Annotated in this window: 8 protein-coding genes; 2 read left to right on the top strand and 6 right to left on the bottom strand. The window is 48.1% G+C overall.

From position 1 onward, the window contains the following. Positions 1–3: 3 nt before the first annotated feature. The gene (locus tag NQ544_RS07745) at positions 4–2805 is read left to right on the top strand and encodes a TonB-dependent receptor (RefSeq protein ID WP_006847206.1); all 2802 of its coding nucleotides are present in this window, start codon (positions 4–6) and stop codon (positions 2803–2805) included. Between the two features lie 100 nt (positions 2806–2905). Further along, positions 2906–4300 carry a beta-helix domain-containing protein gene (locus NQ544_RS07740; RefSeq protein WP_006847207.1) on the top strand — a complete coding sequence of 465 codons (1395 nt, stop codon included), beginning with the start codon at positions 2906–2908 and terminating at the stop codon, positions 4298–4300. Positions 4301–4856: 556 nt separating this feature from the next. On the opposite strand, the gene NQ544_RS07735 is transcribed toward NQ544_RS07740, so the two are convergent. The 6 genes from NQ544_RS07735 to lysS form a co-directional block, all read right to left on the bottom strand. Further along, positions 4857–6065 carry a GDP-L-fucose synthase family protein gene (locus NQ544_RS07735; RefSeq protein WP_006847208.1) on the bottom strand — a complete coding sequence of 403 codons (1209 nt, stop codon included), beginning with the start codon at positions 6063–6065 and terminating at the stop codon, positions 4857–4859. A gap of 47 nt (positions 6066–6112) precedes the next feature. Then, a complete protein-coding gene (gmd, locus tag NQ544_RS07730) occupies positions 6113–7222 on the bottom strand; it encodes a GDP-mannose 4,6-dehydratase (RefSeq protein ID WP_006847209.1) in 1110 nt (369 codons plus the stop codon). A 65-nt stretch (positions 7223–7287) separates the two neighbouring features. Continuing rightward, positions 7288–8013, bottom strand: coding sequence for an inorganic diphosphatase (locus tag NQ544_RS07725; RefSeq protein WP_006847210.1), 726 nt, complete (start codon positions 8011–8013; stop codon positions 7288–7290). A 123-nt stretch (positions 8014–8136) separates the two neighbouring features. Next, a complete protein-coding gene (locus NQ544_RS07720; protein ID WP_006847211.1) occupies positions 8137–9492 on the bottom strand; it encodes a glucose-6-phosphate isomerase in 1356 nt (451 codons plus the stop codon). Positions 9493–9574: 82 nt separating this feature from the next. Further along, positions 9575–10573, bottom strand: a complete 999-nt coding sequence (locus tag NQ544_RS07715) for an NAD(P)H-dependent glycerol-3-phosphate dehydrogenase (protein ID WP_006847212.1) — start codon at positions 10571–10573, stop codon at positions 9575–9577. Positions 10574–10697: 124 nt separating this feature from the next. Next, positions 10698–12428, bottom strand: a complete 1731-nt coding sequence (lysS, locus tag NQ544_RS07710) for a lysine--tRNA ligase (RefSeq protein ID WP_006847213.1) — start codon at positions 12426–12428, stop codon at positions 10698–10700. Positions 12429–12583 lie beyond the last annotated feature (155 nt).

The raw sequence follows: 12583 nt of genomic DNA, 5'->3' as shown, positions 1-12583 counted from the left end.
TAGATGAAAAGATTTTTACTGAGTGCGGCGCTTCTTGCCGCAGCGACTACCACCATCCAGGCACATACGCTGGATGGTATAGTCAAGGATAACAAAACGGGCGAACCCCTCATCGGAACCGTAATCCGAGTAAAGGAGCTGCCCAACGTGAGTACCACCACCGGACTTGATGGTACTTTCACCCTGCATGAATTGCCTGATAAGGGCAAGGTGACCATCATCGTTTCCTACATGTCGTACAAGACCAGGGAGATGGTAGTAGATGTGGCTAAGAAAGACAAGGTGGATATTCCGATGGATGAAGACTTGAAGCAGTTGGGCGAAGTGGTGGTTACCGGTCATCGTGAATACCGCAGCGACCGAAGTGCCATAGAAACCGTGAAGAATGCCGGCAACGTGCTCAACGTGATGAGCCAGCAGAGCATCCAGCTTTCGCCTGATGTCAACGTGGCGAGCGTTCTGCAGCGAGTATCGGGTGTAACCATGGAGCGTGATGCATCGGGCGAGGCTTCCTACGCCATCCTGCGAGGCATGGACAAGCGCTACAACTACACCCTGGTGAACGGTGTGAAGATTCCTAGTCCGGATGATAAAAACCGTTACATCCCTTTGAATATCTTCCCTTCAGATCTGATGGACCGCCTCGTGGTTTCCAAGTCTCTTACTGCTGATATGGAAGGCGATGCTGCCGGCGGCGTGGTGGACATGGTGATGAAGGATGCCCCATCCCGTTTCCAGATTCAGGCGAATGCAGCCATCGGAGCAAGTGATTATTTCTGGAAGGATGGCAGAGATTATCTTACCAGCAACCGCTCTGATTATACAAAGAAATCTCCTTACGAGGCTTTCGGAAAAGACTATAAGGCACAGATGAGCGATTTCAAGAACGGTCCTGTTCTGTTGAAGAGCCATTCCATGCCATCTCCTAATTTCATCGGAGGTCTGAGCATCGGCAACCGATTCTGGGGCGACCGCCTGGGCGTGATGCTTGCCGGAAGCGTGCAGAATGTTTTCCGCGGCACCGAGCGCACCTACAATTCCGTAAAGATGGCTTCGGGCGAGCAGGCCATGTACATTTCCAATCTGCAGCATCGCTACTACAGCATCCACGACCTTACTGCGGGTGCTCATGCCAAGATAGATTTAACCCTGCCTGGTCACAAGCTGGAATGGTACAACATGTATGTGCGCACCAATTCCAAGGGCACCAGATACAATAATAGCGTCAATACCGAATACATCGGAGCCGACAGCTACACCCAGGACGATGAGGTGCGCTCTCTCTCAACCACCCAGAGCATCTTCGCCACCAACCTGAAGGGTACGCATCATCTTGCCAAGGATTTTACCATAGATTGGTCGGGCGTATTCTCGCAGGCTAAGGAGGAAGATCCGGACAGAACTTACGTTACCCTGACGAATACCGTGAGCAGAAAAGCCGAGAATGGCGGCGATGCCGTTTCGGGTTCCATCTGGGAAGGCGACAAGAACATCACCAAGACCCTGCCTAAGAGTGCTGAACGCCGATTCCAGCACAACAAGGATACCGACTGGGCGGGTTACATCAACCTCTCTTACGATACCCATTTCGCCAACTCTGTGGAGGCTATCTGGAAGGCGGGCGCACAGTATCGCAGAAAGGAACGCAGCAATAGATATTATTCTTACATCTTCAATCCTGCCGACATCTCGCAGCGATTGGATGGCAACGGAATAGACCAGTTTGCTCACATCGATTGGGTTTGCAAGACTCCTTATTCTCAGGCTTCGCAGCTCAACTACGATTCCAAGGAGCACATCGGCGGAGCCTACGCCATGGTAACCATGAAGAGCGAGGTGGGCGAACTGAATGCCGGTTTCCGTGCCGAGCACACCAACCAGATTTACACCATGCTCCAGCACTTCCGCAATATGGGACAGGTGGGCGAGCAGAGCTACTGGGATTATCTGCCATCGGCATCCATCAAGTGGACGCCAACCAAGAAGATGAACGTGCGTCTCTCTTACTATCGCTCCATCAACCGTCCAGGCTTCTATGAGATAGTGCCTTATCAGATTCAGGGCGAGGAGTATCAGGAAAAGGGTAATCCAAACTTGAAGCGTGCCCGCATCGACAACATCGACCTGCGCTGGGAGTGGTTCCCAAGCAAGACCGAACAGATTCTTGCCGGCGTATTCTATAAGTATCTGAAAGACCCTATAGAGCAGGTGTTCGTAACATCGGATGGCAAGATTGGAGCCGGAACCGATGCCTATTACATGCCTGATAACTTGGGTAATGCCAAGAACATGGGCTTCGAAATCGACGTAATCAAGTACATCCGCCACTTCGGAGTAAAGGCGAATTATACTTACACCCATTCTGAAATCACCACCTCGAAGCGTGAGTACCAGGAGGGTAGTGCCGAGTATAAGACGGGTGTAACCCAGACCCGTCCGCTGGTTAACCAGGCTCCTCATACCGCCAACATCTCCTTATTATATAAGGATACGGAGCATGGCTGGAATGCGCAGCTGGCCTCTTCCTTCACGGGCACCAAGCTCGCCTTGGTTTCTCCCTTCAAGGATGCCGACCAGTGGGACAAGGCGATGTTCGGTCTCGACCTGAGTGCCGAGAAGCAATTCAAGAACGGCATCTCCATCTTCTTCAAGGCAAACAATCTGCTCGATGCCAAGCGTGAGAGATACTTGAAGACCGTGAACAAGAGCAACCTGGAGTATGAGGGCCAGAAGAGCGATAAGACCATCGTGGGAACTTATCAGTATGGCAGAACCTTCCTGCTGGGAGTAAGATACAGACTTTAAAAGGTAAAAAGAGCCTTCCCCCCTTTGCGCCCCCGTTCCCAGCGATTCCATCGCTGGTCCCCAAGTCTTTATATTAAAGTTAAAAAAGAAAAAAGAAGAAATGAAAAAGATAAATACTTTTGCTGCTTTGCTGTTGATGGCAGCAGCTGCAATGTTCTCCACATCTTGCGAGAACGATAATATCAATCCATACGATTACGTGAATAATGGCGGTAATGGAAGTGATGGCAATGAGAACCAGGGTTCTAAGGATGTCATCACAACGAAGGTGGCAGAATATCCCGTAGGTTCTGTGGTTTGGACCAAGGATACTACCCTGAGCCAGAGCGTTGAAATTCCAGTAGGAGCATCGCTCTACATCGAGCCGGGCGTAACCGTTACCTGCAAATCAGAGGTTCAGGTGCCGGTAGAAATCGTAGTATTGGGCAATCTCTATTGCCTGGGAACCGCCGAAAAACCGGTAGTCTTTACTTCTGATACCAAGAAACCAGCCGATTGGGGCGGCATCATCTGCGGCTACAATTCAGAAGAGGTGGTGCTCAACCATGTAGATGTGGCCTATGCCGGTGCTACTCCTACCGAGAGTTCAGCTTCTTTCCAGAACAAGCTTTTCAAGACCACCATCGATGGCGGTGTGCCAGCCTTCCACTTCTGTAATGTAAACGGCAAGTTTGTGATGGCAAACAGTTTCTTCCATGACAACTACAACGACCAGACTTACTTTACAGGTGGTAACGGCGTGATTATCAACAATATCTTTGCCGATAGCGGAAATGCAGCCGATGGTGGCGAGGCCATCAACGTAAAGGCAGGTTGCAAGCTCGATGTAGCCAACAACATCATCTACAACGCCTGCACCAACGCCTTCAAGCTATCTAATGCCGGCAATAGCGAGGTAATCCCTCTCTCTGAGATGACCGTCTATAACAACACCATCGTCAACTGCGGCTGGCGCCGTTCCAAAAACAAAAAGGGTGGTTCTGTCTGGGTAGAGAAGGCAGCGAAGCCAGTCTTCGTGAACAATCTCATCTACGATTCCCGTTTCGGACTGAAGCAGCCAAAGAAGGATGGTGCTGATATGGAGCACAGTCGTCTTACACCAAACTACTACTTTGCATCTACAGAGACAGGCGTAGCGCAGATGGCGAAGGATGCAGAACTCGGCATCTGGTTTGATACCGATATCAAGAGCAGCGTGGCTGGTCAGCTCAACCCTCTCTTCAAGAGTTTCAAGCAGAGCGAGAAGATGAACATCAATTGCGAAATTGATGATGTAGCCCAGGGTGCTCCATTGGCATTCGACAAGAGTTGGAATTTCGATTATCAGGCAGGCAGTCCTGCCCTCTCAGGAGGTGTAACCGATTTTGCCCGCCTCTTCCCACAAGGTCTGCCATTCTTCGGCATGAAGCAGGTGAATTTCCTGGATAAGAATAACGACCAGAACTATTACTTCACCGCCCCATTGCCAAGCGCAAGATTCGGAGCGAGATTGTAAAAAGCGATTATAATATCATAGCGCGATTAAATAAAAGAGGATGCGTGCAGGCGACAGAGATGTAGCTTGCACGCTTTTCTTGTACAATCGGTTTAGTTCGAGATAGAAACAACGTCTTTTCTTCATCTCTCTTACCTTCTTTCTTCCTTCTTCCTGTATTAATAATGTGTTAATCCTAGGAAAAGTCTTGGTTGATTATAGGATAAAATGTTCTTTAACCCTATTGAAATCTCCGTTCATAGACGTTGAACCGCGGTTCAACGTCTTTGAACGGACATTCAACGTCTATGAATGGAGATTTTATCTAAGTATAAATGCTTTTTTTCTTAGTTGAAAGAACTGTTTTAGTAGGTTAAAATCCTTGTTTTACCTCTCTTTTTGTTCTAATAAAAAAGAAAAAGCTTTGAAAACAATCTCGTTTTCAAAGCTTTTTCCTTATTTATGCCTCTTTCTTCTTCGTCTTAGGAAGAACGAGGTTGAGAACAACGCCGATGACGGCGGAAAGACCGATCTTGGTCATAGAAAGTTGTTCTGTATCCATTGTCGATATTCTTTATTAGTCTTTCAGACTCTCCTGATACCAGTCGAAGAGTTTCTTCACACCATCCTCAATCTCTACCTTATGCGTCCAGCCGAGGCTGTGGAGCTTATCTACAGAGATGAGCTTGCGCATAGTTCCATCTGGCTTGCTGGCGTCAAACTCTACCTCGCCTTCGAAACCTACTGCCTTTACTACAAGCTCAGAAAGTTCACGGATGGTGAGCTCCTTGCCGGTACCCACGTTGATGTGGCAGTTGCGAATCTCACCGAGAGAAGGGATAGCGCCACCACGGCCCTCAGAGTTGTTTCTATCCACAGCACCATCTACCTTGGCACCATAGAATACAGAACTGTACTTCTCGATACCGATGATGTCCTTGAAATCTACATTCAGGAGCACGTGAACGCTGGCATCTGCCATATCTTCGCTCCAGAGGAATTCACGCAATGGTTTGCCTGTTCCCCAAAGCACTACCTTGTTGTCGTAGATGCCATAGAACTCCAGCGCCTTCAGAATGCGCTCGTGAGAGTTGCTGCCGTCTACGTTACCCTCGCCGATGATTTCGCGGAGCTTATCAGTAGGGTTGATAGGGCGCTTGTTCATATCCACCTCGATGCTGTGCCAGTCGCCATCGTGGATGAGTTTGGCAAGATAAATCTTGCGCATCATCGCAGGCATTACGTGGCTGTTCTCCAGATGGAAGTTATCGTTAGGGCCATAGAGGTTGGTTGGCATCACAGCGATATAGTTGGTACCATACTGAAGGTTGTAGCTCTCGCACATCTTCAGTCCGGCAATCTTGGCGATGGCATATTCCTCGTTGGTATATTCCAGCGGAGAAGTAAGGAGCACATCTTCGCTCATAGGCTGCGGTGCATTCTTAGGATAGATGCAGGTAGAGCCCAGGAAGAGGAGCTTCTTCACGCCATGAGAATAAGCGTTGCTGATTACGTTGCATTGCATCTTCATGTTCTGCATGATGAAGTCTGCACGATACAATGAATTCGCCATGATACCGCCCACGAAGGCAGCAGCTAATACTACTGCATCAGGCTTTTCCTCGTCAAAGAACTTCTCTACTGCATACTGGTCGGTCAAGTCGAGTTCTTTGTGAGAACGACCTACCAGGTTGTTATAACCTCTCTTCTTGAGGTTATTCCAGATAGCAGAACCCACGAGTCCGTGGTGTCCTGCTATATAAATCTTACTATCTTTTGATAACATTGATTATTATTGTAAACTATCAACTGTAAACTATCAACTGTTAGCTATTACTTAACAATACCTTTTTCGAGATATTCTGCGAGATTGCAGCGAACCTTCTGACCGGCATCCTCGGCAGCAACCTTCGCCATATCGTTCTCTACCATAATCTTTACGAGATCCTCGAAAGAGGTGGTGTTAGGATTCCAGTTGAGCTTAGCCTTAGCCTTTGTTGGGTCACCCCAGAGGTTCACCACGTCGGTAGGACGGTAGAAATCAGGAGAAACCTCAACGAGTGTCTTGCCGATGAGTTCCTCAGGACCCTCAACGCAGATACCCTTCTCGTTCTCATCCTTGCCTTCCCATTTCAGTTCGATTCCTACATAGTGGAATGCCAGCTGGGCGAACTCACGAACAGAGTGCTGCTTACCTGTTGCAATCACAAAGTCCTCTGGTTTCTCAGCCTGGAGAATCAGCCACATACACTCTACATAATCCTTGGCATAACCCCAGTCGCGGAGCGAATCCAGGTTACCGAGATAGAGCTTGTCTTGCTTGCCCTGCTTGATGCGGGCTGCAGCCAAAGTAATCTTGCGGGTTACGAAAGTCTCACCACGGCGCTCACTCTCGTGATTGAAGAGGATACCAGAGCAGCAGAACATATCATAAGCCTCACGATACTCCTTGACAATCCAGAAACCATACTGCTTGGCAACAGCGTATGGAGAATAAGGGTGGAATGGAGTGTTCTCGTTCTGAGGAACCTCTTCTACCTTACCGTAGAGCTCAGATGTTGAAGCCTGATACATGCGGCAGGTCTTCTCCAGACCGCATTGGCGGATAGCCTCCAGGATACGGAGCACACCGGTAGCATCTACATCTGCTGTAAACTCAGGGGAGTCGAAGCTCACCTGTACGTGGCTCTGAGCTGCAAGATTATAAACTTCTGTTGGCTTCACCTTGTTCATTACCTGGATGATACTCATAGAGTCACCGAGGTCAGCATAGTGAAGATGGAAATTAGGTCTACCCTCCAAATGGGCAATTCTTTCGCGGTAGTCGGTAGATGATCGGCGGATAGTTCCGTGAACATCATACCCTTTTTCCAACAATAATTCAGCCAAGTATGAACCATCCTGGCCTGTAATACCTGTAATTAAAGCTACTTTTCTATTCATGTCATTATATGTTTTTAATGATGTCTTTTTATTGAATAAGTCAGAATATCTGTGGGTGAACCGGATTAAGCCTTAGCAATCAGGTTTTCAAAGTCATCACAGAATTCAGTCATCTGGTGATAGAGTAGATTGCAACCCTTATTGGATAATTCTTCATCTGGTAGCGGACCGCTGTTAATTGCTACCGTAAAAATGTTGGCTGCCACGCCGGCACGGACGCCCAAAGGAGCATTCTCTACCACGATGCCTTCCCAGGGGTTCAGGTTTCCTGCCTTCTGCAATCCCATGAGATATGGGTCAGGATTTGGTTTGCCGCGCTTTACATCATAGGCGGTTACGATATGAGCTTCATCCAGAAAATCGCCGAAGTCGTTGAGCAGTCGCATGATGAGCGGGCGCTGTCCGCTTCCTGTTACCACTCCTACTTGCATGCCGGCATCTTTAATCTTCTGCATGATTTCCTTTACGCCAGGAAATATTTCGGCAGTAGGCATCGAGTGGAATATTTCGGTCTTCACATCATACATCTTCTGTGCTTCGTCCAGCGTAATGTCGATGCCCTTCTGCTTCTTCACCATTATCTGGATGGTGTCAATGCCTCGGGCTCCTTCGGTGGCATAAGCATCGGCTGCTGTCATGTGGATATCAAACTGTTTCATCGATTCCTGCCATGCCACAGCATGATTTGGCATACTGTTGTACAGCACGCCGTCCATATCAAAAAGCACGGCTTTAGGGTTGAATTCCCCAAAGCCGTGTTCTTTCATATATTTAAAAATAATTTCCTTCATCAACCTTTGTGTTTTAATGTTAAGTGTTTAATGTTAAATGTTAAGTTGTCTAACGGAGCAATTTCTTTGCCCAGTATTAATGGCGCTAGCCCTAATTTAACATTTAACACTTAACATTTAGCTTTACTCATTCTTCAAGCGCTCCTGGATAGCTTTGCTCTCAGCCTCATAACCTGGCTTGTTGAGCAATGCGAACATATTCTTCTTGTATGCCTCAACACCAGGCTGGTTGAATGGGTTCACCTCTTCCAAGAGTCCGCTGATACCGCAAGCCTTCTCGAAGAAGTAGATCAGCTGACCGAGGTAGTAAGCGTTCAACTCTGGTACGTTAACCAGGATGTTAGGAACACCACCGTCAACGTGAGCCAGACGTGTACCGAGCTCTGCCATCTTGTTCACCTCGTCAACACGCTTGCCCTCGAGGAAGTTCAAACCGTCGAGGTTCTCATCATCGTGAGGGAAGAGCAACTTCTCGTTAGGAGTCTCTACGCTGATAACAGTCTCGAAGATAGAGCGCTCGCCCTGCTGAATCCACTGGCCCATAGAGTGAAGGTCGGTAGTGAAGTCGCAAGCAGCTGGGAAGATACCCTTCTGGTCCTTACCCTCGCTCTCACCATAGAGCTGCTTCCACCACTCAGCGAAGTAGTGAAGTTTAGGCTGGAAGTTGCATACGATCTCAATCTTCTTGCCAGCCTGAGTATAGAGAGCCTGACGTGTAGCTGCATAGATAGCTGCAGGATTCTCCTCGAAAGCTACGTCCTTGCCACAAGCCTTCTCCATGTCAGCCGCACCAGCTACGAGCTGCTTTACATCGAAACCTGCTACTGCGATAGGCAACAAACCTACTGGGGTCAAAACAGAGAAGCGGCCACCTACATTATCAGGGATGATGAAGCTCTTGTAACCCTCCTTGTCAGCACAAGTACGTGCAGCACCCTTCTTGGCGTCGGTTACAGCTACGATAACATCCTTAGCCTCTTCCTTACCGCGCTGATCCTCGCATTGCTTCTTCAAAAGACGGAAAGCGAGAGCAGTCTCAGTAGTGGTACCAGACTTAGAGATATTGATGACACCAAACTTCTTGTCCTTCAAGAAAGAGGTCAACTCGAAGAGGTAGTCCTCACCGATATTGTTACCTGCGAAGAGGATAGTAGGGTTCTTCTTGTCGTTTACGAGCCAAGCGAAAGAGTTGCCGAGGCCTTCGATAACGGCGCGTGCACCGAGGTAGCTACCACCGATACCTGCTACAACAACCACCTCACACTTCTCGCGCAAAGTATTGGCAACAGCCTGAATCTCATTGAGGAACTCAGGAGTGATAGAAGAAGGCAAATGCAACCATCCCAAGAAATCGTTACCTTCACAAGTGCCGTTCTCAAGAGCTTCCTGAGCGGCCTTAACCTTAGGCTCGTAAGCCTTTACTGCACCTTCTGCAAGGAATGATGCAGCCTTTGTAATGTTTAAGCTGATACTTTTCATTTTCTTTTAATATCTAAATGAATGTGTTAATGTTACTACTTGAAGACAAACTCTTCTGCCGAAACCAAAGGATAGGATGTGCCTATCTGAACGAGTCGGTCAAGAGTTTGATTTCGATTTGCGGACTGATGCGCTCGTACAATATATTATATACAGCATCGAGAATCGGCATGTTGACGTGCATGTGGCGATTGATTTCCTTCATACACTTGGTGCCGAAATATCCTTCTGCAATCATCTCCATCTCTATCTGCGCACTCTTCACGCTGTAGCCCTTGCCTATCATGGTTCCGAAGGTGCGGTTGCGGGAAAAGTTGCTGTAACCTGTTACGAGCAGGTCGCCCAGATAAACTGAGTCGTACATGCTTCGGTCGATAGGGTGGACGGCTGTCAGGAAGCGGTGCATCTCCTGAACGGCATTTGACATGAGTACCGCCTGGAAGTTGTCACCATACTTCAGACCGCCACAGATACCTGCTGCGATGGCGTATACGTTCTTCAGAACCGAAGAGTATTCGATACCGATGACATCGCTCGAAGTCTTGGTCTTGATGAATTCACTCGCCAGACAATCGTTGGCGAAGGCACGCGCCTTTTCGGTATCGCTACAGCCCACGGTGAGATAGCTCAGTCGCTCCAGTGCCACCTCCTCGGCATGAGAAGGACCTCCGATGCAGGCGAGGTTCTCGTAAGGCACATCGTAAACCTGATGGAAATACTCTGAGCAAACGAGGTTTTCATCTGGTACAATACCTTTGATGGCTGTGATGATGAACTTGTCGCTGAGTCGCGTCTTGAGCTTCTTGAGATGATTCTTCAGATAAGGCGACGGGGTGACGAACACGAGTGTATCGTAGTTCTGCACTATCTTGTTGATGTCGGAAGAGAAGAAAATCTCATCTACATTGAATCGTGCCGACATCAGATAGGCAGGGTTGTGCCCCATGCGCTTGAAGTCCTCGATGCGGTCATCGCGACGCATATACCAGCCTATATGATGAGTATGACCCACCACAATCTTGGCTATTGCCGTAGCCCAGCTACCGCCGCCAATTATCGCTATTTTACCGCAGTTGAACACTTCGAATGAATTTATAATTAATAATTAATAATGAGGCTTTCGCCTTTGTTTGTAGATATAATGTATAACCAATAAAAAGCCGGAACTCTTTATTAATTATACATTATTAATTATGCATTATCAATTAAGCATTTGCTGCATTAATCCAGCCCTGGATGTCGTCAACAGAAGGCTTCTCGTAGCCAAGCTTGTACTTCTTGTTGATTTCTCCAATCTTCTGCTGCAAGCCTTGTGCTTTTTCTTCACGGATATCAGAGATGAGATTGAAGCCTGCCTTGCGGAGCACGTATGCCCAATCCTCTGGCACGCCAATCTCTGCCCATTCCTTGATGGTGCTCTGTGGCATCTTCTTCTCTGGCTTCATCTGTGGGAAGAACAGTACCTCCTGGATGAAGGTCTTGCCTGTCATCAACATGACCAAGCGGTCGATACCGATACCGATACCTGATGTTGGAGGCATACCGTACTGGAGGGCACGGAGGAAGTCCTGATCGATGATCATTGCCTCGTCATCACCCTTGTCAGCAAGCTTCATCTGGTCGATGAAACGCTCTTCCTGATCAATTGGGTCGTTGAGCTCAGAGTATGCATTGGCAAGTTCTTTACCGTTAACCATCAACTCGAAACGCTCGGTCAAGCCTGGCTTAGAACGGTGCATCTTGGTCAATGGAGACATCTCTACCGGATAGTCGGTGATGAAGGTTGGCTGGAGGAAGGTGCCCTCGCAGAACTCACCGAAGAGCTCATCAATCAACTTACCCTTACCCATGGTCTCATCTACGTCCATGCCCTTCTCCTTGCAGAATGCGCGGATCTCTTCCTCGGTCTTGCCGTTGCAGTCGAAACCGGTCTTTTCCTTGATGGCATCGAGGATAGGAAGACGGCGATATGGAGCCTTGAAACTGATGATGTTGCCATCAATCTCGCGCTCTGGCTTGCCGTTTACTGCGATACAGATCGTTTCGAGCAACTTCTCTGTGAAAGCCATCATCCAGTTGTAGTCCTTGTACTGAACATAAAGCTCCATACAGGTGAACTCAGGGTTGTGGTTACGGTCCATACCCTCGTTGCGGAAGTTCTTGCCGATTTCATAAACACCCTCGAAACCACCTACGATGAGGCGCTTCAGGTAGAGCTCGGTAGCGATACGCATGTACATATCCTGATCGAGCGCATTGAAGTGGGTGATGAATGGGCGGGCTGAAGCACCACCGGCAATGCTCTGCAGGGTAGGAGTCTCTACCTCAGTATAACCTGCGTTGTCGAGTACGCTGCGCAGAGTGCGGAGTACGGTAGCACGCTGCAGGAAAGTATCCTTTACGCCATCATTAACGATGAGGTCAACGTAGCGCTGGCGGTAACGCAACTCTGGATCATCGAACTTGTCGTAAGCCACGCCATCCTTATACTTCACGATAGGGAGTGGCTTCAAGCTCTTAGAGAGCAGGCACAGTTCCTTGGCGTGAACAGAAATCTCGCCAGTCTGTGTGCGGAATACGAAACCCTTTACACCGATGAAGTCACCGATATCGAGGAGTTTCTTGAATACAGTATTATAAAGGTCCTTGTTCTCGTCTGGACAAATCTCGTCGCGGGCGATATAAACCTGGATTCTTCCCTTTGAGTCCTGCAACTCAGCGAAGCTAGCTTTACCCATTACGCGGCGACCCATCATACGTCCGGCGATAACTACCTGGCGTGGCTCGTCCTCGTCCTTGAATTCAGCTTTGATATCTGTGCTGAATGCATTGGTTGGAAACTCTGCTGCTGGGTATGGGTCGATACCCATCTCGCGCAATGTCTGAAGACTCTGTCTGCGAACGATTTCCTGTTCGCTTAGCTCTAAAATGTTCATATTCTATTCAGATATATCTTTTATTTTCTTATTTTTGGTGCAAAAATACAAAATAAATCTGAACTATATGCCGTTTTTTATGTTTTTTATTATTAAAGAAAGGAAAAGGAATGTAAAGTTTGCCCTTCATCAAATAAAAAGTGAGATAAATTTTG

The organism is Segatella copri DSM 18205 (assembly GCF_025151535.1).
GTDB lineage: Bacteria > Bacteroidota > Bacteroidia > Bacteroidales > Bacteroidaceae > Prevotella > Prevotella copri.
This window is presented reverse-complemented; position numbering and strand designations above follow the sequence as displayed.

Bases quoted from the DNA above. Each gene is read 5' to 3' on its own strand.
- NQ544_RS07720 (WP_006847211.1), bottom strand. From the start codon at position 9,492: ATGAAAAGTATCAGCTTAAACATTACAAAGGCTGCATCATTCCTTGCA.
- NQ544_RS07740 (WP_006847207.1), top strand. From the start codon at position 2,906: ATGAAAAAGATAAATACTTTTGCTGCTTTGCTGTTGATGGCAGCAGCT.
- gmd (WP_006847209.1), bottom strand. From the start codon at position 7,222: ATGAATAGAAAAGTAGCTTTAATTACAGGTATTACAGGCCAGGATGGT.
- NQ544_RS07725 (WP_006847210.1), bottom strand. From the start codon at position 8,013: ATGAAGGAAATTATTTTTAAATATATGAAAGAACACGGCTTTGGGGAA.
- lysS (WP_006847213.1), bottom strand. From the start codon at position 12,428: ATGAACATTTTAGAGCTAAGCGAACAGGAAATCGTTCGCAGACAGAGT.
- NQ544_RS07745 (WP_006847206.1), top strand. From the start codon at position 4: ATGAAAAGATTTTTACTGAGTGCGGCGCTTCTTGCCGCAGCGACTACC.
- NQ544_RS07735 (WP_006847208.1), bottom strand. From the start codon at position 6,065: ATGTTATCAAAAGATAGTAAGATTTATATAGCAGGACACCACGGACTC.